This is a genomic window from Pseudomonas sp. LB3P14, from assembly GCF_054898045.1.
In genome coordinates, this window is record NZ_CM142714.1 from 3,436,446 (window position 1) to 3,459,975 (window position 23,530).

General features: G+C 56.5%; 18 protein-coding genes and 4 tRNA genes. 8 read left to right on the forward strand and 14 right to left on the reverse strand.

What is annotated here, in order from left to right:
• Positions 1-60 precede the first annotated feature (60 nt).
• A complete protein-coding gene (locus tag ACYZT5_RS15925) occupies positions 61-516 on the reverse strand; it encodes a YkvA family protein (protein ID WP_462024636.1) in 456 nt (151 codons plus the stop codon).
• A gap of 293 nt (positions 517-809) precedes the next feature.
• Positions 810-1,526 (reverse strand): FKBP-type peptidyl-prolyl cis-trans isomerase, encoded by a 717-nt coding sequence (locus ACYZT5_RS15930; protein ID WP_462051928.1) that lies wholly within the window; start codon positions 1,524-1,526, stop codon positions 810-812.
• A 269-nt stretch (positions 1,527-1,795) separates the two neighbouring features.
• Between ACYZT5_RS15930 and ACYZT5_RS15935 the strand changes: the two genes are divergently transcribed.
• The gene (locus ACYZT5_RS15935; protein WP_462051929.1) at positions 1,796-3,604 is read left to right on the forward strand and encodes a di-heme-cytochrome C peroxidase; all 1,809 of its coding nucleotides are present in this window, start codon (positions 1,796-1,798) and stop codon (positions 3,602-3,604) included.
• A complete protein-coding gene (locus ACYZT5_RS15940; RefSeq protein ID WP_462051930.1) occupies positions 3,601-4,734 on the forward strand; it encodes a catalase family protein in 1,134 nt (377 codons plus the stop codon). Before ACYZT5_RS15935 ends, ACYZT5_RS15940 begins: the two co-directional genes overlap by 4 nt.
• 140 nt (positions 4,735-4,874) lie before the next feature.
• On the opposite strand, the gene ACYZT5_RS15945 is transcribed toward ACYZT5_RS15940, so the two are convergent.
• The 4 genes from ACYZT5_RS15945 to ACYZT5_RS15960 all read right to left on the reverse strand — a co-directional run bounded on the left by ACYZT5_RS15945 (position 4,875) and on the right by ACYZT5_RS15960 (position 5,405).
• Positions 4,875-4,951 (reverse strand) — tRNA-Asp (locus ACYZT5_RS15945).
• Positions 4,952-4,969: 18 nt separating this feature from the next.
• Positions 4,970-5,045 (reverse strand) — tRNA-Val (locus ACYZT5_RS15950).
• Between the two features lie 188 nt (positions 5,046-5,233).
• Positions 5,234-5,310, reverse strand: a tRNA-Asp gene (locus ACYZT5_RS15955).
• Between the two features lie 19 nt (positions 5,311-5,329).
• Positions 5,330-5,405 (reverse strand) — tRNA-Val (locus ACYZT5_RS15960).
• Between the two features lie 159 nt (positions 5,406-5,564).
• Here ACYZT5_RS15960 and rdgC point away from each other — a divergent pair.
• The 3 genes from rdgC (at position 5,565) to sugE (ending at position 8,030) form a co-directional block, all read left to right on the forward strand.
• Complete coding sequence (rdgC, locus tag ACYZT5_RS15965) at positions 5,565-6,485, forward strand: recombination-associated protein RdgC (RefSeq protein ID WP_462051931.1); 921 nt, start codon at positions 5,565-5,567, stop codon at positions 6,483-6,485.
• Between the two features lie 145 nt (positions 6,486-6,630).
• The gene (locus tag ACYZT5_RS15970) at positions 6,631-7,596 is read left to right on the forward strand and encodes a bile acid:sodium symporter family protein (protein WP_462051932.1); all 966 of its coding nucleotides are present in this window, start codon (positions 6,631-6,633) and stop codon (positions 7,594-7,596) included.
• Between the two features lie 119 nt (positions 7,597-7,715).
• Positions 7,716-8,030: a quaternary ammonium compound efflux SMR transporter SugE gene (sugE, locus tag ACYZT5_RS15975; protein WP_027922462.1), complete on the forward strand. Its 315-nt coding sequence runs from the start codon at positions 7,716-7,718 to the stop codon at positions 8,028-8,030.
• A 76-nt stretch (positions 8,031-8,106) separates the two neighbouring features.
• Here the strand turns inward: sugE and ACYZT5_RS15980 are convergent, their stop codons facing one another.
• Positions 8,107-8,868 (reverse strand): TenA family transcriptional regulator, encoded by a 762-nt coding sequence (locus tag ACYZT5_RS15980; protein ID WP_462051933.1) that lies wholly within the window; start codon positions 8,866-8,868, stop codon positions 8,107-8,109.
• 78 nt (positions 8,869-8,946) lie between these two features.
• The gene (locus ACYZT5_RS15985) at positions 8,947-11,406 is read right to left on the reverse strand and encodes an EAL domain-containing protein (RefSeq protein WP_462051934.1); all 2,460 of its coding nucleotides are present in this window, start codon (positions 11,404-11,406) and stop codon (positions 8,947-8,949) included.
• A 191-nt stretch (positions 11,407-11,597) separates the two neighbouring features.
• Here ACYZT5_RS15985 and ACYZT5_RS15990 point away from each other — a divergent pair, with 191 nt between their 5' ends.
• Together ACYZT5_RS15990 and ACYZT5_RS15995 are read left to right on the forward strand one after the other, a co-directional pair.
• A complete protein-coding gene (locus ACYZT5_RS15990) occupies positions 11,598-14,558 on the forward strand; it encodes a hypothetical protein (protein ID WP_462051935.1) in 2,961 nt (986 codons plus the stop codon).
• Positions 14,527-16,341 carry a deaminase domain-containing protein gene (locus ACYZT5_RS15995; RefSeq protein WP_462051936.1) on the forward strand — a complete coding sequence of 605 codons (1,815 nt, stop codon included), beginning with the start codon at positions 14,527-14,529 and terminating at the stop codon, positions 16,339-16,341. Before ACYZT5_RS15990 ends, ACYZT5_RS15995 begins: the two co-directional genes overlap by 32 nt.
• A gap of 10 nt (positions 16,342-16,351) precedes the next feature.
• Here ACYZT5_RS15995 and ACYZT5_RS16000 read toward each other — a convergent pair whose 3' ends face one another.
• The 5 genes from ACYZT5_RS16000 to ACYZT5_RS16020 form a co-directional block, all read right to left on the reverse strand.
• Positions 16,352-18,169, reverse strand: a complete 1,818-nt coding sequence (locus ACYZT5_RS16000; RefSeq protein WP_462051937.1) for an ABC transporter ATP-binding protein — start codon at positions 18,167-18,169, stop codon at positions 16,352-16,354.
• Entirely contained in the window at positions 18,162-18,800 is a 639-nt protein-coding gene (locus ACYZT5_RS16005) for a DsbA family protein (RefSeq protein WP_462051938.1), read from the reverse strand. The genes ACYZT5_RS16000 and ACYZT5_RS16005 overlap by 8 nt, the downstream gene beginning before the upstream one ends.
• A gap of 3 nt (positions 18,801-18,803) precedes the next feature.
• Positions 18,804-19,745 (reverse strand): oxygen-dependent tRNA uridine(34) hydroxylase TrhO, encoded by a 942-nt coding sequence (trhO, locus tag ACYZT5_RS16010; protein WP_462051939.1) that lies wholly within the window; start codon positions 19,743-19,745, stop codon positions 18,804-18,806.
• Positions 19,746-19,847: 102 nt separating this feature from the next.
• Positions 19,848-20,147: a BolA family protein gene (locus ACYZT5_RS16015; protein WP_462051940.1), complete on the reverse strand. Its 300-nt coding sequence runs from the start codon at positions 20,145-20,147 to the stop codon at positions 19,848-19,850.
• 12 nt (positions 20,148-20,159) lie between these two features.
• Positions 20,160-20,684, reverse strand: a complete 525-nt coding sequence (locus ACYZT5_RS16020) for a DUF2059 domain-containing protein (RefSeq protein WP_056742489.1) — start codon at positions 20,682-20,684, stop codon at positions 20,160-20,162.
• A gap of 192 nt (positions 20,685-20,876) precedes the next feature.
• On the opposite strand from ACYZT5_RS16020, the gene ACYZT5_RS16025 reads away from it, so the two are divergent.
• Complete coding sequence (locus ACYZT5_RS16025; protein ID WP_462051941.1) at positions 20,877-22,271, forward strand: class II fumarate hydratase; 1,395 nt, start codon at positions 20,877-20,879, stop codon at positions 22,269-22,271.
• Between the two features lie 128 nt (positions 22,272-22,399).
• Here ACYZT5_RS16025 and ACYZT5_RS16030 read toward each other — a convergent pair whose 3' ends face one another.
• Positions 22,400-23,353 (reverse strand): DMT family transporter, encoded by a 954-nt coding sequence (locus tag ACYZT5_RS16030; RefSeq protein ID WP_462051942.1) that lies wholly within the window; start codon positions 23,351-23,353, stop codon positions 22,400-22,402.
• Positions 23,354-23,530: the final 177 nt, after the last annotated feature.

Below are 23,530 nucleotides of genomic sequence, written 5' to 3' on the forward strand. Positions count from 1 at the left end.
TAATCCTAACAGCGGCCAAGGTCGCGGGGGGCATCAATCTGTGGATGAGACTGAATCAACTCAGTTTTTTTTTGGCCCCTGAAGCTGAAGTTGTTCCGGGGTATCGGGTAGGCGCTCAACCACTGCGAGCTTCTCCGGCAGCTGACGATTGCGCCAGGCGCGGAAGGCGTTGAGTTCGTCGTCGAGGACTTTCATCAGCCAAGCCAGCACTGCGATGTCATCGAGCATGCCGAACACCGGAATGAAATCCGGAATCGCATCCACTGGACTGAGGAAGTACATCAGGCCTGCCACGACTGATATCAGGGCTTTGGGGCTGATGGCCCGATACTCACCGCGCCAATAAGCCAGGCAGAGTGCTTGCAACAAGCGCAGATCATCCTTGAGTTTGCCCAGGCGGTTGCCTTGGCTGGCACCTTTGCTGGCCACCGCGAAGAGCAAGGTCGGCAAACGTCCACGCGCGAGCAGCCGTCCAGCCAGAGGCAGGAAACGAGCGAAATTCCAAGGCGTTTTCATCATTCCTCCCACTGAAATGTTATCCACACAAATTGTGGATAACCTTGTGAACAGAGCTGCTTTTCATGGCTGAAAGCCCCGTTTCATAAGGGCTTAACTCAGATCGGGCGTTTTTTACTCACATAAAAAAACCCAAGATTTCATTGACTTGGCGTTCTGACGCGGCTAGCACAGGCGTCCTCAATGGCTATGACTCCAGCCTACAGCATCCGTTCGCTTTGTTTACCTTCGCTGAACGCCAGATGCAACAACGCCCCGCATAAGCGAGGCGTTGTTTTTAGAGCAGACGCCGGTTACTGGGCAGTGGCGTCTTGTTTTGCTGGATCCTTGATCGCCAGCAGTTCCAGGTCGAATACCAGCACCGAGTTGGCTGGAATCGCCGGGCTTGGGCTTTGGGCGCCGTAAGCCAATTCGCTAGGGATGTACAGTTTGTACTTCTCGCCAACGTGCATCAGTTGCAGGCCTTCTACCCAACCCGGAATCACACCGCTGACCGGCAGATCGATCGGGCTGCCACGCTCGACGGAGCTGTCGAAAACAGTACCGTTGGTCAGGGTGCCGGTGTAGTGAACGGTCACTACGTCGGTCGGCTTAGGCTGTGCGCCATCGGCCTTCTTCACTACTTCATACTGCAGGCCCGAAGCGGTGGTGGTTACACCGGCTTTCTTGGCGTTGTCTTCGAGGAATTTCTTGCCGGCGGCTGCCGACTCTTCGCTCATTTTGGCCATACGCTCTTCAGCACGCTTTTGCAGTGCTGCGAAGGCTTCGACCAGTTCGTCATCCTTCAGCTTCTGTTCTTTCTTGCCGACGGCATCTTCGATGCCTTGGGCTACGGCTTTGGAGTCCAGATCATCCATGCCTTCCTGAGCCAGGCTCTTGCCCATGTTCAGGCCAATCCCGTAGGAAGCTTTTTGCGCCGGGGTTTTCAGCTCTACGCTGGTCTGCGAATCACAACCCGCAAGTACCAGGCTAACCAGGGCCACCGCCGCCGCCAACCGATGCTGTTTCATGCTATTTCCTTGTTCATGCGCCTAAAGGGCAATCGAATAAAGCCGCGAGCTTATCAGGCGGCCACGACCAATGGCTACCGGCATGAGAGCAGGAAACTTCTGATAAGTTCAGGTGTTTTAACGCATTTCGGGAATGGGATGATGAAGGTTCTGTCATCTTTTGCTCACACAGACCGATACCGATCCCACAGCATCTGGCGTAATGGCCACTTGCCGCACCTCAGGTGCTGAGGCATAAGGGAGCTATAAAATCGACAAGGATGTTTATCTTGCGTCTCCTCTTCCGCTTGCTGGTTCTGTTCGCAGTTCTCCTGGGGCTGGGCCTCGCCGTGGCTCTGTACTACGTCGCCAATCCGAAATTGCCGGCCTGGTCACCCGTGCAGCAGGTGCATTACCTGGAGCAATGGAGCGCCGCCGACCGCGAGACTTACTACTTCACACCTCAGGGTACTCAGGTCAAAGGCTTGCGCTATGACTGGTTCAAGGCCCTCGAATTGCCGTTCTCGCAACAGCGATTCGCCGCTCCCGAATACCTCGCCCGCTTCGGTTTTCTGATCGACCCCAGCCAGAGACCCACACCGAACAACCCCGGCAATCTACCCGTAGGTTTTGCCCGTCATCAGAACCCTGGAAGCCAGGACGAGTTTCTGGACATCACCTGCGCCGCCTGCCACACCGGCGAACTGCGCTTTAACGGCCAGGCCGTGCGCATCGATGGTGGTTCGGCGCAGCACGTTCTGCCATCCAGCGTTCCTATGTTGCGCGGCGGCAGTTTCGGGCAAGCGCTGGTGGCAAGTCTGACGTCGACTTACTACAACCCGTGGAAATTCGAACGTTTCGCACGCAAAGTGTTGGGCCAGGACTACGATGCCCGGCATCAACAACTGCGCAAAGACGTCAAAGTCTCTCTCGACACTTTCTTGAAGGTGGCCTGGAACGACACCCATCGCGGGCTCTACCCCACCGAAGAAGGCCCCGGCCGCACCGACGCTTTCGGGCGTATTGCCAACGCCAGTTTCGGCGATGCTATTTCCCCCGCCAACTACCGCGTGGCCGACGCTCCGGTCGACTATCCACAACTGTGGGACATGTGGACCTTCGACTGGGTGCAGTGGAACGGTTCGGCGCAGCAGCCGATGGCCCGCAACATCGGTGAGGCCTTGGGTGTGGGTGCCACGCTGAATTTCTTCGACGCTAACGGCCAACCGCTTAAAGGTGACGCCCGCTATCCGTCCAGTGTCCGCTTGCGCGACCTGCACCTGATCGAACAAACCCTGCAACGGCTAAAACCACCGGCCTGGCCGGAAGAACTGCTGGGCGCCATCGACAAAACCCAGGCCGCAAAAGGTCGCGAATTATTCACCGAGAACTGCGCCGGCTGCCATGTACCTCGATCGGTCCAAAGCGACGGGCGCTGGGTGCAACATTTGAAAATGCTGCCCGCGGAGTTCATTGGCACAGACGCCGGCGCGGCCAATAACATCGCTGACCATCGTTTCGACCTCACAGCCCTGCAATGGGACCCGGCAGAGCTGGCGCAACTGGATGTGCAATTGCAGCCAACGCCCACTGAATCGCTGGATATGAGCAAGCTCTCATCGGCTAAAGGGTTGGCCTACATCACCGCTTTCGTCGGAAACCGGGCCTACCGTGAAGCAAACATTTCTACAGCCGAACGACCGGGCATGGATGGCTTCGGCCTGCCGATTGGCGTGCGCGAATTGCGCGCCTACAAGGCGCGACCATTGGCAGGAGTCTGGGCCACCGCACCGTTTCTGCATAACGGTTCGGTGCCGAACATTTATCAGTTGCTCTCGCCCCAGGATGAACGCGCAACCCTCTTCTACAAAGGCACTTTCGAGTACGACCCGAGGCACCTCGGCTATCGCACTGAGGCCTTCACCAATGGATTTTTGTTCGACACGCGCATCACCGGCAATCACAACAGTGGCCATGAGTTCCGCGCAGGCAAGCGTGGCAACGGCGTTATCGGCCGCTGGCTGCGACCGGAGGAGCGCTGGGCGTTGCTGGAATATTTGAAAGTATTGGGCGGCCCGTTGGAGTCGCAATTGCCATGAGTAGACTCTGGATGCGTTTTGGCGCCTTTCTCGGCAAAACCCTGCTGTGGTCGCTGGGCCTTGGATTGCTCGGCTGGGCGCTGGCCACGGCATGGTTCGCCTGGCAGCACAGCGGCCCGGTTTCGGCAGAAGAACTGATTCCGGATAGCGAATCAGCGATGACCCAAGACATCATCCAGACAGCCGTGCGCATCGTCGACCAGCACCGTGAAAGCACCCGCTATCTGCGTGACGCCCATGCCAAGGCCCATGGCTGTGTGAAGGCCGAGGTTGAGGTGCTGCCAGATCTGGCGGGTGAATTGCGTCAGGGTGTGTTCAGCGAACCCGGCAAAACCTGGCAAGCGACGATGCGACTTTCCAACGGCAATGCCTACCCGCAGTTCGACAGCATCCGCGATGCAAGGGGCATGGCGATCAAGTTGCTCGATGTACCCGGCAAACAACTGCTGAACGATCAACAGAGTCGTGGCGAACAGGACTTCGTGATGTTCAGCCATCCGAACTTCTTCGTCAGCGATGTCGCCGAGTACCGTCAGAATGTAGCCGCACAGGCTGACGGCAAGAAGCTGATGGCGTTCTTCCCGGGTTGGGACCCGCGGACCTGGCAGGTTCGCCATCTGTTTATCGCGCTGGCAACACTGTCACCCGCCCCGGAAAGTCCGACCCAGACGACTTACTTTTCGGTTTCGCCCTACAAATTCGGCGAAGCCAATGCCAAGTTCCGCGTCATGCCCGATATGGCAAGTTGCCCGGCCTACAACCTTCCCGCGCAAAACCAGAAGTTGCCGAACTTCCTGCGCAATGCGCTGAACCAGCAACTGTCGACCGATCGGATGCCGGCCTGTTTCGTCCTGCAGATACAACGCCAGGACCCGGCCAAGTACATGCCGATCGAAGACACGAGCATTGAATGGCAGCAAAGCGATGCCCTGTTCGAGACCGTGGCGCGGCTCAAAGTCCCCCCCCAGGACTTCGATACGCCTGCGCTGAACGTGCAATGCGATAACCAGTCGTTCAACCCGTGGTTTGGCCTTGAGGCTCATCGCCCCATTGGCGGCATCAACCGGTTGCGCAAAGCCGTGTATGACGCCGTGAGCGACTACCGACACAGCCGCAATGCCGAACAATAAGAAGGCAGAACGAAAAAAAGCGACCCGAAGGTCGCTTTCTCAGTGGAACCCGGCAGGAGCCAAACCCCAGACAGCAAAAAGCCCGCGTTAAGCGGGCTTTCTGTGGTGACCTGGCGTTCAGCGTTCCAGATTACCGAATATGGCGCAGCGGACGGGACTCGAACCCGCGACCCCCGGCGTGACAGGCCGGTATTCTAACCGACTGAACTACCGCTGCGCGTAACATTGAAAGTAGTGGTGGGTGATGACGGGATCGAACCGCCGACATTCTGCTTGTAAGGCAGACGCTCTCCCAGCTGAGCTAATCACCCTTTACCTTCGTTGCGGGGCGCATTGTGCCACAGATTTTCATAACGTGTTGATTTAATTGATAAATTAATCAAAAAAATCTGAAAACCCGTAAAACGATACACCCTGCAGGAACTACGGACAGAAAAAAACCCGCGTTAGCGGGCTTTTCCGTGGTGACCTGGCGTTCAGCGTTCCAGATTACCGAATATGGCGCAGCGGACGGGACTCGAACCCGCGACCCCCGGCGTGACAGGCCGGTATTCTAACCGACTGAACTACCGCTGCGCGTAACACTGGAAGCGAATGGTGGGTGATGACGGGATCGAACCGCCGACATTCTGCTTGTAAGGCAGACGCTCTCCCAGCTGAGCTAATCACCCTTCACTTTCGGTGTGGCGCGCATTCTACGGAGCGACTTCACCTCTGGCAAGCACTTTTTAAAATAATTTTTCAGGCCTTCCAAAGGCTTAGAGAAGGGTTGGCCTATGGCGCCGCGAAGAGAATAATGCCCCCCTTTGCATAAAGGAGAGACTCGCCCCATGTGGTTCAAAAACCTGCTTATCTATCGCCTGACCCAAGATCTGCCTTTTGATGCCGAGGCGTTGGAAACTGCACTGGCCACCAAACTGGCGCGTCCATGTGCAAGCCAGGAGTTGACCACCTACGGTTTCGTCGCGCCATTTGGCAAGGGCGAAGATGCTCCGCTGGCGCACATCAGCGGCGACTTCCTGCTGATCGCCGCGCGTAAAGAAGAACGCATTCTGCCGGGCAGCGTCGTGCGTGACGCCGTGAAGGAAAAGGTCGAAGAGATCGAAGCGGAACAAATGCGCAAGGTCTACAAAAAGGAGCGCGACCAGATCAAGGATGAAATCATCCAGGCCTTCCTGCCGCGCGCCTTTATTCGTCGTTCGTCGACTTTCGCTGCCATAGCACCGAAGCAGGGTCTGATTCTGGTCAACTCGGCCAGCCCGAAACGTGCCGAAGACTTGCTGTCCACCTTGCGTGAAGTGATCGGCACACTGCCGGTACGTCCACTGACCGTTAAAATGTCGCCGACCGCGACCATGACTGAATGGGTCACCACCCAGAAAGCCGCGGACGACTTCTTCGTGCTGGACGAATGCGAGCTGCGCGATACCCACGAAGATGGCGGCATCGTGCGTTGCAAGCGTCAGGACCTGACCAGCGAAGAGATTCAGCTGCACTTGAGCACCGGCAAAGTGGTGACTCAGCTGTCGCTGGCCTGGCAAGACAAGCTGTCTTTCGTCCTCGACGACAAGATGGTGGTCAAGCGCCTGAAGTTCGAAGACCTGCTGCAAGACCAGGCGGAACAGGACGGTGGCGAAGAAGCCCTCGGTCAACTGGACGCCAGCTTCACCCTGATGATGCTGACCTTCGGCGACTACCTGCCGGCGCTGGTTGAAGCGTTGGGCGGCGAAGAGACTCCGCAGGGGATCTAAAGGCTGGCGACATCTACTGTGGGAGCGAGCCTGCTCGCGAAAGCGGATTGTTAGTCGACATAGATGTTGACTGTGATGACGCCTTCGCGAGCAGGCTCGCTCCCACATTGGTTTTGTGGTGTTACTTAACAATAAGGATCAGGCCATGCGTGCACTGGCTGCATTGAGTCGCTTTGTCGGCAACACCTTCGCTTACTGGGTACTGATTTTCGCCGTCGTGGCGTTCCTGCAACCGACCTGGTTCATCGGCCTGAAGGGTGCCATCGTGCCGCTGCTGGGGCTGGTGATGTTTGGCATGGGCCTGACCCTCAAACTCGAAGACTTCGCTGAAGTCGCTCGCCATCCATGGCGCGTGGCCTTGGGCGTGGTTGCGCATTTCGTGATCATGCCCGGTGTGGCGTGGTTGCTGTGCCAGGCTTTCCACTTGCCGCCGGAGATCGCTGTCGGCGTCATCCTGGTCGGTTGCTGCCCAAGTGGCACCTCGTCGAACGTGATGACGTGGCTGGCCCGTGGGGATCTGGCGCTGTCGGTGGCCATTGCCGCTGTCACCACCCTCCTCGCCCCGCTGCTGACTCCGGCATTGATCTGGCTGCTGGCCTCGGCCTGGTTGCCGGTGTCCTTCATGGAACTGTTCTGGTCGATCCTGCAAGTGGTGCTGTTGCCGATCGTCCTTGGCGTAGTTGCCCAGCGCTTGCTGGGCGATCGGGTTCGCCACGCGGTGGAGGTGCTGCCGCTGATATCGGTAGTGAGCATCGTGATCATCGTCACAGCGGTGGTGGCCGCCAGTCAGGCGAAGATCGCCGAGTCCGGCCTGCTGATCATGGCCGTGGTGATGCTGCACAACAGCTTCGGCTATCTGCTGGGTTACTTCACCGGGAGGCTGTTCAAGCTGCCACTGGCCCAGCGTAAATCCCTGGCGCTGGAGGTCGGCATGCAGAACTCCGGGTTGGGTGCGGCCCTGGCCAGTGCGCACTTCTCGCCGCTGGCGGCGGTGCCGAGTGCGTTGTTCAGCGTCTGGCACAACATTTCCGGGGCGCTGCTCTCGACCTATTTCCGCCGGATGAGCGAGAAAGAAGATCGGGAAACAGCAGCTCAGCAGGCTGTCGACTGATCCGAAAACTTGATCCCCGGATTAATGATGGGCACTCTATTGCGCAACGCGAGGACGACCTCGCGGCTCGATCGAGTCATTAATCTGGGGACGACCCCGTCAATCGATGGAGGTCTCTCATGTCCTGGATCATTCTGTTTTTCGCTGGCCTGTTCGAAGTTGGCTGGGCCGTCGGCCTGAAATACACCGATGGCTTCAGCCGTCCCCTCCCCACCGCATTGACCGTTGCCGCCATGGCCATCAGCCTTGGCTTGCTGGGCCTTGCCATGAAGGAATTGCCGCTGGGCACGGCCTATGCGATCTGGACGGGTGTGGGTGCAGTCGGGACAGTGATCGCCGGGATCATTCTGTTTGGCGAATCCATGGCGCTGTTCCGGCTGGCCAGTGTGGCGCTGATCATTGCCGGGCTGGTTGGACTAAAAGTCAGCGCCTAGTGATTGGCTGTCCTTACGAAAAAGCCCGCCCCTCAGACAGAGGGAGCGGGCTTTTTCAATGGAACAAACTAACGGATCAGCTCTCGGCCAGCGCCCTACGCTCACGCGCGACCGGGGCTTTTTCCGCATGCTCAAGCTGCATGCAACGCTCCAGGAACAGGAACATGTAGTCGTAGCTCTTGCAGACTGCCTGACGCAATTCCACTTGCAGGGATTTGCTTGGGTTCATGCCCGCCAGCGTGCAGATGATTTCCAGTGCTTCCCACGGATGAGCATCGTCGTACTGGGCATGCATCTTCAGCCACTTCATGGCCCGCTTGCGATCTTCCTCCGGGAACGATGCCGCGTAGACGCCACTGGAACAGACCAGCGCCGACCACTCCCCGGTCGCACCTTCAATGGCGTAGTTGGTAGCGGCAATGGCAACGATCAGCGAATCCGCCGAACTGGTGTGCCAACACCAGTGGCTCAAAGCGTGAAGTTCAGGGGCAACCTGTTGCGCTTGCAGATCTTCCAGGCTGACACCGTGCGCACGGCTCCAGTGCACCCAATAATCAGCATGGTTCAATTCGACGCGAATGTTGCGCATTAGCCAGCGACGCGCCATGTCTTCGCCCGGGTGGCGGGCAAAGCGGGTCTTGGTCAGGTTCTGTGCCATATATAACGCGAACTGTTCGACCACTGGCCAGCCACCAATCAGGTACTGGCGCATGGTCTTTGCGCTGAGTTTGTTGTCACGCAGACGCTGATACAGTTCGTGTTCGACAACCCGGCGTTTGCTCTCGCTGCAATCCTGGATCAGGCGCTGAGCCCAGGCGGGGTAACTTGCAGCTTCCATGAGTGGTCCGGTTCGGTTGAATGTGTCGATCACTGTCGAGCTCCTTTTGATTGTGATTATAAGGATCAGCAAGAGATTTCAACGGAACGTGCCAGGCGCCTTGATTAACAAAGGCTGAGGCCTGGAAGGACGACTTTGTAAACTGTCGCAGGTAAACAGATGCGGGCGTTCAATAACATACCCTTGAGCGTAATCCACCCCGATCTCCAGCAATGCCTGCTCGATCTGGGGTGTTTCAACAAACTCGGCAATCGTACGCTTACCCATGACATGACCGATGTGATTGATCACTTCGACCATGGCGCGGTTAATCGGGTCGTCCAGCATATCCTTTACGAAACTCCCGTCGATCTTCAGGAAGTCTACAGGTAAATGTTTCAAGTAGGCGAATGAGGACATTCCGGCGCAGAAGTCATCCAACGAGAAGTGGCAACCTAAACCTTTGAGTTCATTAATAAATCTAATTGCACTTCCAAGATTGGAAATTGCACTGGTTTCAGTGATTTCAAAACAAATCATTTCAGGCGGTATGGAGTAAGTAACAAACTGTTCACGCAGGAAGTGCAGAAACGCGTCATCTCCGATAGTTGTGCCTGACAGATTAATCGCACACATGGCTAACGGCCCTTTGTGCTTTTCGGCAATGCTTTGGGCAATGATCTTGAATACGTTCTGCACAACCCAGCGGTCAAGGGACGTCATCAGCCCATAACGTTCGGCAGCCGGAATAAAACTATCGGGCAGAATCATGCGTCCGGCTTCGTCATGCAGGCGCAACAGAATTTCGATATGTCCGCCGCCCTTTTCGATATGGCCCAAGGGTGCAATTTCCTGGGCGTATAGACAGAAGCGGTTGTCTTCCAGCGCCATGTGCAAGCGCTGCACCCAAGCCATCTCGCCGAAGCGCAGGGACAGTTCCGAATCGTCGGCGTGATAGACCTGAACCCGATTGCGGCCTTTTTCCTTGGCCATGTAGCACGCCATGTCGGCAGCGCGCAGCGCGGCTTCGAGGGTGGTCGGGTTCTGAGCGACGTGAACCAGCCCGATACTCACCGTGGTCACGAACGGTCGGCCTTTCCAGACGAAGTGCAGGTTTTGCACGGTCTGCCGCAAGCCCTCGGCGATTTTCTCAGCGGCTTCCGGGGCGCAGTTCTCCAGCAGGATGCCAAACTCGTCGCCACCCAGCCGGGCCAGGGTATCGCCTTCGCGCAAACCGGACTGCAATAAGGCGCAGATATGCCGCAGTAACTCGTCACCCGCGGCATGACCACAGGTATCGTTGACCAGTTTGAACTGATCCAGATCGAGGAACATCAGCGCATGGCGCCCCGATTGCCGCGCCAGGTTGTGCAGGCCCTGTTCCAGGCGATATTCGAACTCGCGGCGGTTGGCGAGCCCGGTCAAGGCGTCATGGGTCGCCTGCCAGGATAAATTGGCAATGTACTGCCGCTCCTGGGTCATGTCGTGCAGCACCAACACCGTGCCGCTGACCTTGCCAGCGGTGCGGATCGGCGCACCGACGAGGGTGACTGACACCGTGCTGCCATCCAGGCGCTGGATCAATTTGGAGTGTTCGCTGCCACCGCTGAGCTGTCCGCTCAAAATGTGCTCGATCAGCGTAAAGCCATCGGCCTGAGCGTTCTCGTCCAGCAGATTAAACAGCGCCGCCAGCGGCAAACCTGTCGCCTGTTCGGCCTTCCAGTGCGTCAACGCCTCGGCGGCCGGGTTCATGTAGGCGATCGCGCCGTCGACATCCGTGGTGATCACGCCATCGCCAATCGATTGCAGGGTGACTTGCGCCCGGTCTTTCTCCAACTGCAGAGCGTCAGCGAACGCATGACGCTGCTTGAGCAATTTGTGGGTGCGCATCAAGGCCAATGCAATCAAGCCCAGGGCAGTGGCCAGGTTCGTCACCAGCAGCAGCCGCAGGATCATCCGCGAGCCTTCACCCAAGGCATCGCTGAAGGCTTTCGCCGCCGGTGTCACGCCATCGTTGATGGCGAATATCTGGTCTTTCCAGCGCTTGATGTCGGTATCGGTGGCCTGACTGGCAGTGATGCGCTGATGCATTTCCCGCGCAACACTATCAAGACGCACCAGATACGCGTCGCCCACCGTCCAGAGGTCGATGGCTTTTTCGAGGTAACTGAAGTGCCGGAAATTGAGGTAGAGCCAGATCAGACTGGAAACATCGTCCGGGTGGTTGCCACCCTTGAGGATCGCCAGTCGCGCCGCCTCGATATTCGGTGGTTGATGGTCCAGCGCCACACGTAAGTCGTGACCGCTCTGAGGCTCGGCGATCGAGTTCTGGTATTTGTTGAAGATCGTCTCGTCGCGACTGTCGGCGTAGAGATTGAGGTAATAGATGGCGTCTTTCTGGCCCTTGGACCACAGGCTTTCACCGGCAACATAGCCGCGGACCGCCGACAGAACGTACAGGCTGACACCGCCCAGCAGGGCCTGAAACAGCACTACGGCGATGAATGGCCAGACGATGCCCAACAACCGTGGCGTTCCGAGAGTCCGCGTTTGATTCATGAGGTCCCTTGTTTTAGCACTGCCAGATCAGCATCCAACGTGATCGCTACAGCTAGACTAGGGTGCGTTCTCGATCCCGGCAAGCGAGCAAAGGACCAAACTTCGAGACAGCCAATACATATGTACCGCATTGACGGCGCTTTAGACTCGGAAAATGAGAGCCCACTTACAGTTACAGGCTCTCTTTATTTATGCTGACCACCCTTCCCGCGGCTACAACCCACCTACAACATTTGGCGCAACTGGCGGAGTTTGATGCGCTGATAACATCGCTGCGCAACGCCAAAACCGCCTCCATGCCTCTGTCCGGTGTATTTCTTTCTCCGAAACCCCATTCTCCCCTGGCTCAGGAGCATGACATTGCACAAGCCCACCTGAAAAAACTCCTGGATCACCCGGACTACCTTGCTCTATTGCGTACCAAAACAGGAGGTACCGCCACCCTCTATCTGACAGCCACGCTCAAGGAAGGACAGGTTGAATTTGAGGCCGCTGACGCGAACAAAAAAATGGTCCCGTTGCCCGTGACCGACCGGCAATCACTACGAAATCTCGCGGAAAGTATCAAGAAGTCCTTGCTCAACATCGGTGGACAACTACGCTCCGACCGCTTACTCCGCCTTCCTCAACTCCTGTGGTACTACGGCCTGCAGCCAAAGAAGCCGCAAAACGCTGACACGCTTAACACCTTGATTCAGGAGCTGGAAGAGTTGCGGGCGAGTTATACGCTCGGTCTGGCAACCGGCATGGATATTGGAGATCTCATCCCGGAATCCGATCATCGGCCACTACTCGATGCCGTCAGCCTGATCCTTGACGACGATGAAACATCTGTCATTGAAAGTCTGGGGAAGGAAGCGCTGGTCAATATTGCGGCCGATCAACTGCGCGCAACCCCTGCCATTTTCCTGGATCGGCTGCTCAGCGGTAATAAAGCGCAACGGCTGGCGCAGAAACTGCTGGAACAACTGAAATGGTATGGCGCACAGCCCGATGAAGAGCCTGATAGCGCCATCAAAAAAAAGTTGGTAGCAGAGGCCATCCGGCGCTGGTATAGCCTCACGAATGACAAACCCGATGACACCATTAAACGTTTTCGACTTGAACAGCCTTCCAACTGGGGCAAAAGCTATCGAACCCTGCGCAGCGAATTTGAAACCTACCTGATTGATTCGGGGCATGTGTCCACGACTAACGAAGCCATCTTGCTTGCGCCTCTGTTAAAGCCGCAGTTACCAGCCGAGTTTCAGGTTCGTGGTATTCCGGAAGACCTGCCCTATAGAAGCTCAATCGTATGGGTCAACTTTGTCCATGGCGTAAATCTCGCCAAAGCCATCGACCGTTCTCTGATCCCGCGAATGACGTTCCAACAGCTTGTAGACTTTCCAATAAAAAAATCCGAAGGTGCATCCGCCGAACTTTTAGATTTAATTGCTTTGACCAGGATAGCCCCCACACTTGATTGGGCGATCACAAACGGTTGTTTAAGTCAGCAACTCGACAACTACCATACTGAAGAGACAATCCTTCTCGCTACCAACGAACTGAAGATTCAAACAGACCTTCTTAACGAGGCCATCACGTGTCTTGCTGCGCCTACTCCCAACCGACTGACAATCGCCAAAAGCAAACTGACCAAAATTTTCGGTTCTGGCACGTTCAATGCGGAGCACACAAAATTGGTAGAGGAGGCCAATCAGTACACCGTCAATCCGATACGGCATGGCGGCCCAGCAGGAAGAACACAAGTAAACGCCTACACATTTGTCGATGTCTACGCGTCGGGGAATATATACAACGGTAAAAAGTGGTTTTTCACCGATGGCGTCGTAGTTTCTGATAAGTGGATAAAACTCGACACAGACAACATCGTGGACAGCAATGCAATCCGGCCTGCTCATCAAAACAAAGTTATCAAGCTGCCTGACGTGAAATTTTTATTCAAGGCATCGTTCAATATCCATTTATATCTTCAGCGCGGTGCCTACCAGAAGTTGATTCTGTCTCAACTGGCTTCATTGCCATTGGCTGATCGTCTGGCCCTGGAGTACGGCGAAGTAGAAGTACTGACGCTCCGAAGAGCTTCCGGTAAAGAAGCAGGAAGAGAAACCCTCGCCATCACCCTACCGTTACGGGCGCGCAAAGGATTTTTTTTGGCGGTCAACCATGGAAACCAAAAGTCTTATTACGAATTACTACCCTCCGCCGGCATCATTCGCAGGTTAGCCAACTTCAAGTCGGAGCTTGTCGGAGGCGAGCTTACAAAAGCGTATTGGGGGAGCCTTCCTGTTAATTACCTCGACCCCAAAACACTACCTTTTGATTGGGACGCTCATGAAAAGGGCACAAAACCAAAAAAGGATAAAACTTGCAAGGCAATCATCGACCAAATCGGAGAAACATTTCCCGCACCAAAAATCAGTGAGAACTACACATCATACCCCTGCACTTTAAAGTCGCAGCGCTTAAACAAGATTACTTATTTTATCGCTCACAGCTTTTTCTTCGTCGACGAAGAGCTTTACAAAACTGCCGCCTATGATCAAACAAAATTCGATAAAGAACAGCAAGCCAAGGACACAATCCTCAAAATCACAAAGCTAATTATTCCATTCTGGAGCAGTGTCGAAGATCTGGCTTCAGGCGATGCGAACAAAATCAAAGATGGATTTCTCGGTATATTTATCGATGTCGCCACGTTTTTGCTTCCCATCGGAAAATTCGCTTCGGGCTCCATCAGACTGGCATCGGTCCCAGGCAAGTTGAGCATACGAGCAACATTACCCTCGTTTATAACGCTCACTAAAAAACTGTTCATCTCGACGTTGAACAATCTGAACCCCATCGATGGAATACCGACACTGCTCGGAGCATTGGGAGCCGGTGTATTCAGGCTTGGCAAATTCGGCCTTTTCAAGCTCAAAGGGCTGGCGGGAAGAACAGGTCAATACGATTTCGTACAGGGTTTGCCTCAGGCAACAGATCCTGGTCGCTGGAAACCCCTTGCAGCAGGTGACCAACTGGGATCTGTAAACGGTATCGATGATGTCGTGCTGCGCCGTGCGAATGCTGGCAACATTCCTTCGTATCATTTGATTGACCCACAATCCGGCAGGCCCTATGGCCCCCCAGATTTCCAATGCTTCAGGTGAATTTTCGTTAGGTCAATCTCACTACAACACCCTTGAAAAAACCGACAGTCATGTAGTAGTCGAGGTTGCTGAAAACAGCCGTGTTCGCGAGATACTTGAAGTAGACGGCCGAACCACGATGTTTATCAATGACATACCTTATCGACTGGATGGCGAAACATTGCGTCGTGTCAGCAGCCTTGATACCAGTAACAAACTGAAGCAGCGCCCCTGTCGCGCCAGGCGTGCTCTTGGTGATATATGCAAAAACAATTACGTATCAACTGACGGTCCTGCCGACCGGCCCCCGATAGGAACAATCAGGGAAAAAAAAGGTTGGGCCCCATGGTTTGGAGACGAGACGTTCTACCCCTCGACACCAAAGTCAACCAAAGACAGCAGCCTGCTCGCCTATGAAGGTAAAATCTATCACCATATAAACGACAAGTTAAATACCTATAAAGGGAAGCTCGAATGGGTCGGTCTCACTCAACGAACCCCCATTCCTAAAGAATTAGTATCAGCCGAAATAGAATTCCAATCGGGCATTTATGGCAGCATTAAAGTAACGGGTACTGCGGAGCACATCGATGACGTGCATATTGTAGGTGCGATTATCGTCCCTTCTATCGACGAGAAGACTAAGTATATTTTCACCAGACTCAATATTGACAACTATTACATGACCTCCTTGCCGATTCACGAAAATATTTTAACGCCGCTAACGATGAAAAAACTTAGCCCAAATGAATTGCTCAAAGGGACTTTTGGAAAAGAGCTGGAAATCGTCTATTCAGGCTCGCTCAACGCCAATAACAACGCGCGAATTCATGGAATCGACACAGTCGAAGCAGCACTCACAAAAATGAATGAAATCGCAATACCTATTGGCACATCACTGAACCCTCCAACCGATATGAAATGGTTAAAGGTCGATACCAGTCCGGCCGAAGCTCTGATGTTTGACCAAAGGACCAGGATGATGGTTGTTGAATTACCGGACGGAGCAAAACTATGGAAACCAAATATTCAGGCGCCAGCAGACCTGCAGAAATCCACCGCAGAGACATTTGATGCGCTGTTTAGTGGATCGACACTTCCCGGATCTTCAGGCACAAGTAAAACTGCGGTTGGCATCGACCAGGCGATGGAAGCGCTACACAAGCTTATCCCCGTCCATCAGACTTCAGCTAGTTTTAGAAATATTGCCTATGCCAAAGTAAAAAATGCGGCTGGGCGCGACGAGGTTTATGTCAGTGTTTCCGGTGCAGGTGACAATACCCGGCATCTTCCACTGTTCAAAAACAGAGAAAATGTCCCGGAGATAAGTTTTAATGGCACATCCTATTTCAATATTGACAAACTGAAACCAGGCACTGATCTAACCTCACTCCGTCAGAGCGCCGATGGAAAATTGCTGGCAATACCGCACCCCATAGACGACGCCAGCAAATCCGATCACATCAACCGGATTACATCGGTAGATAGCGAAAGTAAACTAGTTGCTTTCATCAATGAGAAGTATCCGAACCCTGAAGATATTAAATCCATCACTGTTGTAACTACTCTTCCCCCCTGCAATTCCTGTTCAATCGTTTTGAAAGAGTTTGGCCATGAGCGTGGAGCCGATGCCTTGAACGTGATTTGGGGTAAGCGTCCTAATACGCAAAAGCGTCCGGCCGCTGACGATAGCACTTCGTCAAGTTCGAGTTCTTCAGGTTCGGATTCAGATTCAGGTTCTTCAAGCCATTCAAGCTCTTCAAGCTCTTCAAGTCCTGCCCGTTCCCCTAACGATCCAAGCTAAATTCAGGCAATCAGTGCTGCTGCAAATGCCCATAAAGCTTGGCGTACAAACCACCATCGGCAATCAATTGCTGATGGTCGCCATCTTCGGCAATTTGCCCGCCGTCGAACACCAGCACCCGATCAGCCTGCTTCACCGCAGACAACCGGTGCGCAATGATCAACGTGGTGCGATTGCTCAGGAACCGCGCCAACGCCTGGTGCAGGTTGTATTCGGTGGCGGCATCCAGCGCTGAGGTGGCCTCGTCGAGGATCACCACTTTCGGTTCGGCCAGCACCATCCGCGCAATGGCCAGGCGTTGACGCTGACCGCCGGACAACCGCACGCCGGAGCGCCCGACAATGCTGTCCAGGCCATTGGGCAGTTCTCTAACGGTCTGGTGCAACTGCGCAATTTCCAGCGCTTGCCAGCAGGCTTCGTCACTGCGCTCACGGCCCATCGTCAAGTTGGCGCGGACGGTGTCATTGAACAGCGCCGGATGTTGCAGAACAACGGCGACATTTTCCCGGACCGTTTCCAGACCGATTTCCTGCTGGGTCGAACCGCCGAAGCGGATCGTCCCGGCGAGCGGCGTGTACAAGCCCAGGAGCAACTGCACCAGAGTACTTTTGCCGCCACCGCTGGCGCCGACAATCGCAACTTTTTCACCGGGAGCGATCGACAGATTCATCTGGCTCAACACCAGTTCGTCGCCGTAACCGAAACTCAAACCCTGGACTTCGATGCCCACGGTTTCGCGACCGTTGAACGGGTCGACACCGCCGGGGTATTCAGGCTCATCGGCCCGGGCCAGTAACTCGTTGATCCGCGACAGCGCACCGCCAGCGGCGTAGTAGGCGTATTGCAGATTCAGCAGTTGTTCCACCGGCCCGATCATGAACCACAGGTAGCTGAACACCGCGAGCATCTGGCCGATGGACAGGTCGGAAAACAGCACGGTGAGCATCGCCGCCGCACGGAAAATGTCGATACCAAACTGGAACAGCAAGCCGCTGGCACGGTTCGAGGCATCGGTTTTCCACTGCGAGTTCACCGCGTAATCGCGTACTTCCCGGGCGCGTTGACCCAGGCGCCCGAGGAAAAAGCCCTGGCGGTTGCCGGCGCGCACTTCCTGAATGGAATCGAGGGTTTCGGTGAGTGCCTGGGTGAAGCGCGAGGTGCTGTCGTTCTCGAGTTTCTTCAGGTGCTTGACCCGCTTGCCCAACTGCACCGTGGCGTAGATCACCAACGGGTTGAATAGCAGGATCAGCAACGCCAGCTTCCAGTGCATCCACATCAGGATGGAGGCGGTGCCGACCAGGGTCAGCATGGCCACGAGGAAACGACTGAGGGTTTCGCCCACGAATTTGTCCAGCGTGTCCAGGTCGGTTACCAGGTGGGTGGTGACCGTGCCGCTGCCCAGGCTTTCGTATTCACCCAGCGAAATGCGCTTGAGCCGTTCAATCAGTCGCACGCGAATGCGATACACGATGTCCTTGGCCAGCGCCGCAAATAACCGCGCCTGCACCACGTTGAACAGCAATGCGGCGCACCGCAGTCCCAGCGTCACCAGCAGCATCAGGCCAATGTAGCCTGCGGCTTTCTGCCAGACGTCAGGCAGCGCGTGGTTCATGATTTTCAGCGCAGCGTCGCCGTGGCCCAGCAATACTTCGTCGACCAGCAACGGCAAGAGCAAGGGGATTGGCACGCTGCACAGGGTTGCCAGCACCGCGACGCCGTTGGCGATCCAAAGGGATTTTTTGTGATGCAGCGCCAGGCGACGGATTTCCACCCAGCTCAGACGGTCGACACGCGAAGGAGCTGGCGCGTCGTCGGGCAGATCATGCACAGGCAGCGCGCTCCAGCCAGCGGCCGAGCAACGGAGACAATACGCTGAGCGGCTGATAGCCATTGGTCAATAGCGCCAATTGACCATCACGCTCAGCCAGCAAAGTAGGGAAACCGGCAATGCCCAAGTCTTGGACCCAGGTGAAATCGGCAGCCGTCGCGGCGTGCATATCGGCACGGTCGAACGCAGCGGCGAACTCGATGCGCGGCAGACCAGCCTGCTCCGCCAGCTCCACCAGAACACTGGCGTGGGTGACGTCGCGCCCTTCGGCGTAAAACGCGTGCTGAATAAGCCCGAGCAGTTTCCACGCGCAATCCGGCGCCAGGCTGCGCGCGGTGACCAGCGCCCGACAGGCGGGCTCGGTGTCGTAGACAAACCCTTCGGGCAATGCACCTTCGATCTTGAACGGTTGGCCAGTGGCCTCGGTGACCGCTTGCCAATGTTCAAGAATGTAGCGCCGGGTCGTCGGCTCCAGCGCCGAACCACTGCCGGTGCGCAAGCCGCCCACCACCAGATGCACATCCACACCCGCCGCCTGCGCCTGCTCGACCAGCGCATTGGCCACCGGCGCAAAGCCCCAGCACCAGGAACACATCGGGTCCATCACATAGAGCAGGCGTTGCGCAGACATGATTCAAGCCTCTGAAGGAGTTTGCTTGTAGTTGTAGCCGATCGGATGAGGCAGGTTGCGAGCCTTGGCCAGTTCGATCTGCTTTTGCCGGTCGATGGCACTGCGACGGGTCTTCTCGCTCAGCTTATCCCAGCAATGCGGGCAACTGATGCCGGCCACATAGTGCTCGGACGCGCGGTCTTCGACGCTGATCGGTGTCCGACAGGCATGACATTGATCGTAGTCACCTTCGCTGAGGTCGTGACGAACGGTCACGCGGTTATCGAACACGAAGCAGTCACCCTGCCATTTGGTTTCTTCCTGCGGCACCTCTTCGAGGTACTTCAGGATGCCGCCCTTGAGGTGATAAACCTCGTCGAAGCCTTGGCTGAGCATGTAGCTCGACGCCTTTTCACAACGAATGCCACCGGTGCAGAACATTGCGACTTTCTTGTGCACGGCCGGGTCGAAGTTGGCTTTGATGTAGTCGGGGAATTCGCGAAAACTGGTGGTCTTCGGGTCGATGGCGCCTTCGAAGGTGCCGATCGAGACTTCGTAGTCGTTACGGGTGTCGATCAACAGCACTTCAGGATCGCTGATCAAGGCGTTCCAGTTCTCTGGATCGACGTAGGTGCCGACCTTTTTGTTCGGGTCCACGCCTTCAACGCCGAGGGTGACGATTTCTTTCTTGAGTTTGACTTTGGTGCGATAGAACGGCTGATCGTCGCAGTACGACTCTTTGTGGTCGATGTCGTCCATGCGCGGGTCGTTCTTGAGCCAGGCCATTAGCCCGTCAATGCCTTCACGGCTGCCGGACACGGTGCCGTTGATGCCTTCTTCGGCGATCAGCAGCGTGCCTTTGATGCCGTTGTCGACCATTACTTGCAGCAGCGGCTCGCGCAGGGCGACGTAATCTTCCAGGGTGACGAACTTATACAGTGCCGCCACGACAATCTGTTGTGTCATGGGTGATTCTCCAGGTGGCTACCCTCGTAAGGGGTGAACCGGATGCGAAAAAAAACGCGCCGGGTGAGCGGCGCGTTGCGGATTCTAGCAAAAAACCAATGCTTAATGCTTGCTACCGCCGGCACAGGTTGGCGAGGCCGGAGCCGCATCCATCTGTGCCCATTCTTCCGGCGTGTAGGTATGCAGCGCTAACGCATGGAACTCGCCCATCAGCTCGCCGAGCGTGCCGTAGACTTTTTGGTGACGCTTGACCCGGTTGAGCCCTTCGAACTGCTGGCTGACCACCACGGCCTTGAAGTGGGTCTGCAACCCACGGCTGTGCATGTGGCTTTCATCCAGCACTTGCAGATGCTGCGGCTGCAACAGGCCCAGCGTCGATTCGATGCGTTGTTGCATGGTCATACCGAACTCCGCTTAAGGCTTTTTCTTGGCTGGAGCGGCGGCGCCTTTAGGCTCCAGCTCGGCCGTCATGTCAGCCAGCAGTTTGTTGACCACAGGCACTGCGCTTTCCAGTTTGGCTTGAGTCATCTGGGCCGATTGCTGAGTCAGCTGCGGCATTTTTTCCAGGACTTTCTTGCCCAGTGGCGACTGGTAGAACGCGACCAGGTCTTTCAGCTCGGATTCGCTGAAGTTGGTGGTGTAGAGCTTGACCATGTCCGGCTTCAGCTTGTTCCAGCCAATGGCTGCGTCGAGAGCGGCGTTGGCCTTGGCCTGGTAGGTTTCCAGCAGGGCTTTTTTCGATTCAGGTGCTTTGGTCTGTTCAAAGCGCTGAGCGAACATTTGCTGCACTTGCATGTACACCGGGGTGCCCAATTTGTCAGCGTGCGCCAGGGTCAGGAAAGCTTCGGCACTGGCGTTGTGGCTGGCGGTATCGGCAAAAACAGGGCCGCTGGCGCAAACCAGTGCAACCGCGGTACAGATGGCACGAAGACGAGTCATCGAGTTTCCTTTTCTAGCAGGCGAGGTAAAACCCCAAGGGCGTCCATTCTGCGCCTAAAAAAGTGTGTCGCTCAACCCCAAGCCTTACAGGGCCTGAATTAGAGGGGTTGAACGGTCAAATTCCAGACTGATGGAACCACAACCGACGATCACGGCCTAAACTGCGCTATCAGACCTACAGGAGTGTGCATGATGAGCCGTATCGAAACCGACAGCCTTGGCCAGGTGGAAGTCCCGGATGAAGCCTACTGGGGCGCTCAGACGCAACGCTCGCTGATTAACTTCGCCATCGGCAACGAGCGTATGCCACTGGCGGTGCTGCATGCCCTGGCGCTGATCAAGAAAGCCGCGGCGCGGGTCAACGACCGCAACGGTGACCTGCCCGCCGACATCGCCCGGCTGATTGAACAGGCCGCCGACGAAGTGCTCGACGGCAGCCACGACGACCAGTTCCCGCTGGTGGTCTGGCAGACCGGCAGCGGCACCCAGAGCAACATGAACGTCAACGAAGTGATCGCCGGGCGCGCCAATGAACTGGCTGGTAATGCTCGCGGCGGTAAGGCGCCGGTCCACCCCAACGATCACGTCAATCGCTCTCAGAGCTCCAACGACTGCTTCCCGACCGCCATGCACATTGCCGCCGTTCAGGCAGTGCAACAGCATTTGCTGCCGGCGATCAGCGAACTCTCTGGCGGATTGGCCGAGCTGTCCGCGCGGCATATGAAACTGGTCAAGACCGGCCGGACCCACATGATGGACGCGACGCCGATTACCTTCGGCCAGGAACTCTCGGCGTTCATCGCGCAACTGGATTACGCCGAGCGGGCGATCCGCAGCACGCTGCCGGCGGTGTGTGAACTGGCCCAGGGCGGCACCGCGGTCGGCACCGGGCTGAACTCACCCCACGGTTTTGGCGAAGCCATCGCTGCCGAGCTGGCCGCCCTCTCCGGCCTGCCGTTCGTCACCGCACCGAACAAATTCGCCGCCCTGGCTGGCCATGAACCGCTGACAACACTGTCCGGCGCGCTGAAAACCCTTGCCGTGACCCTGATGAAAATCGCCAACGACCTGCGCCTGCTGGGCTCCGGGCCACGAGCAGGCTTCGCCGAAGTGAAACTGCCTGCCAACGAACCGGGCAGCTCGATCATGCCGGGCAAGGTCAATCCGACTCAGTGCGAAGCGCTATCGATGCTTGCTTGCCAGGTCTTGGGCAACGACGTCGCCATTGGTTTTGCAGCGAGTCAGGGCCATTTGCAATTGAACGTGTTCAAACCGGTGATCATCCACAACCTGCTGCAATCGATCCGCCTGTTGGGCGATGGCTGCAGCAACTTCCAGCAGCATTGCATCGCGGGTCTGGAACCGGATGCAGAGAAAATGGCTGAACACCTGGAACGTGGGTTGATGCTGGTGACCGCGCTGAATCCGCACATTGGTTATGACAAATCGGCGGAGATCGCCAAAAAGGCTTACGCAGAAGGGCTGACCTTGCGTGAGGCGGCGTTGCAACTTGGGTATCTGACGGATGAAGAGTTTGATGCGTGGGTGCGGCCGGAGAATATGCTGGAGGCCGGTGCCAAGGGCTGAGCCCCCTCCCCAACTGATCGTTCCCACGCTCTGCGTGGGAATGCCTCAATGGACGCTCTGCGTCCGCTTCGGCAGGGACGCGGAGCGTCCCGGGATGCATTCCCACGCAGAGCGTGGGAACGATCAACTTAGGCCATCCTCACCCGCCGCGCCTTGAGCCCGGCAATCAACGACGGCCCCAACGCCACCAGCGCCGACCCCAGTACCACCAGCACTGCCCCGCCATAACCCAGACCGTTGATCTGCTCGGCATGCACATAGTCCGGCCATAACCACGCCGCCACGGCCACCGCAGCGAACGTCACCAACGGCGTAATCGCCAGCGTCGCACTGACCCGCGACGCTTCCCAATGGGCCAGAGCCTCGGCAAACGCGCCATAGGCGATCAGGGTGTTCATGCAGCACGCCAGCAGCAGCCAGCCTTGCAGCGGACTCAGTTGCAGCGCTTCCAGCGGATGCACCCACGGCGTCAGCAGCAGCGCGCAGAACAGGTAGATCACCATCATTACCTGGAACGAATGCCACACCGTGAGCAATTGCTTCTGGCCCAAGGCGTAGAAGGTCCAGACCGTGGATGCCAACAGCACCAGCAGCACACCGGCGGTGTAATCGGTCAGCGAGGTGAGCAACTCGGCCAGCCGCTGATTGAAAAACAGCGCGAAGCCGATCAGCAGCACCAACAGGCCAATCCCCTGCCCCACGCTGAACCGTTCCTTGAACACAAACAGACTGGCGATCAGCAACATGATTGGCCCCATCTGCACCACCAGTTGCGCGGTGCCGGGACTGAGCAGGTTCAGGCCCATCAGGTACAGCACGTAGTTGCCCACCAGGCCGAGCACCGCCATCAGCACCAACCAGCCTCCGCGCGGCCCGAGCACTTTGCGGCTCGGCAAGCGCCTGGTCGCCGCCAGGTAAATGAACAGGCACCCGCCGGACACGATCAGGCGAAACCAGGTCACCGTCACCGGGTCCATCACCAGCAGCACTTGCTTGAGTTTGATTGGCAGGATTCCCCACAGCAACGCGGTCACCAAGGCCAGGAACAGACCATAAACCCAGCGACCCGATGAAATGTGCATGGCGAACCCCGAAGCCAAGTGGCGAGAACGGTCATTCTAGGCTTAGCGTCGTTCGGCACACAGGGACAGTTGGGTGTTGGCCGCGAATGAAACTGTGCAGGTCGCACCATTAAATTGGCGCTATGCCGTCGATCGGCTGGCCAGGCGTTGTAAGTGGTTCATGCATAAGCTCATTGA

Coding starts and splice junctions, on each gene's coding strand:
- ACYZT5_RS15995 (WP_462051936.1), top strand. CDS start 14,527: ATGGCCCCCCAGATTTCCAATGCTTCAGGTGAATTTTCGTTAGGTCAA.
- trhO (WP_462051939.1), bottom strand. CDS start 19,745: ATGACACAACAGATTGTCGTGGCGGCACTGTATAAGTTCGTCACCCTG.
- rdgC (WP_462051931.1), top strand. CDS start 5,565: ATGTGGTTCAAAAACCTGCTTATCTATCGCCTGACCCAAGATCTGCCT.
- ACYZT5_RS16005 (WP_462051938.1), bottom strand. CDS start 18,800: ATGTCTGCGCAACGCCTGCTCTATGTGATGGACCCGATGTGTTCCTGG.
- ACYZT5_RS15990 (WP_462051935.1), top strand. CDS start 11,598: ATGCTGACCACCCTTCCCGCGGCTACAACCCACCTACAACATTTGGCG.
- ACYZT5_RS15970 (WP_462051932.1), top strand. CDS start 6,631: ATGCGTGCACTGGCTGCATTGAGTCGCTTTGTCGGCAACACCTTCGCT.
- ACYZT5_RS16025 (WP_462051941.1), top strand. CDS start 20,877: ATGAGCCGTATCGAAACCGACAGCCTTGGCCAGGTGGAAGTCCCGGAT.
- ACYZT5_RS16015 (WP_462051940.1), bottom strand. CDS start 20,147: ATGACCATGCAACAACGCATCGAATCGACGCTGGGCCTGTTGCAGCCG.
- ACYZT5_RS15940 (WP_462051930.1), top strand. CDS start 3,601: ATGAGTAGACTCTGGATGCGTTTTGGCGCCTTTCTCGGCAAAACCCTG.
- ACYZT5_RS15980 (WP_462051933.1), bottom strand. CDS start 8,868: ATGGAAGCTGCAAGTTACCCCGCCTGGGCTCAGCGCCTGATCCAGGAT.
- ACYZT5_RS15985 (WP_462051934.1), bottom strand. CDS start 11,406: ATGAATCAAACGCGGACTCTCGGAACGCCACGGTTGTTGGGCATCGTC.
- ACYZT5_RS16020 (WP_056742489.1), bottom strand. CDS start 20,684: ATGACTCGTCTTCGTGCCATCTGTACCGCGGTTGCACTGGTTTGCGCC.
- ACYZT5_RS16030 (WP_462051942.1), bottom strand. CDS start 23,353: ATGCACATTTCATCGGGTCGCTGGGTTTATGGTCTGTTCCTGGCCTTG.
- ACYZT5_RS15925 (WP_462024636.1), bottom strand. CDS start 516: ATGAAAACGCCTTGGAATTTCGCTCGTTTCCTGCCTCTGGCTGGACGG.
- ACYZT5_RS15930 (WP_462051928.1), bottom strand. CDS start 1,526: ATGAAACAGCATCGGTTGGCGGCGGCGGTGGCCCTGGTTAGCCTGGTA.
- sugE (WP_027922462.1), top strand. CDS start 7,716: ATGTCCTGGATCATTCTGTTTTTCGCTGGCCTGTTCGAAGTTGGCTGG.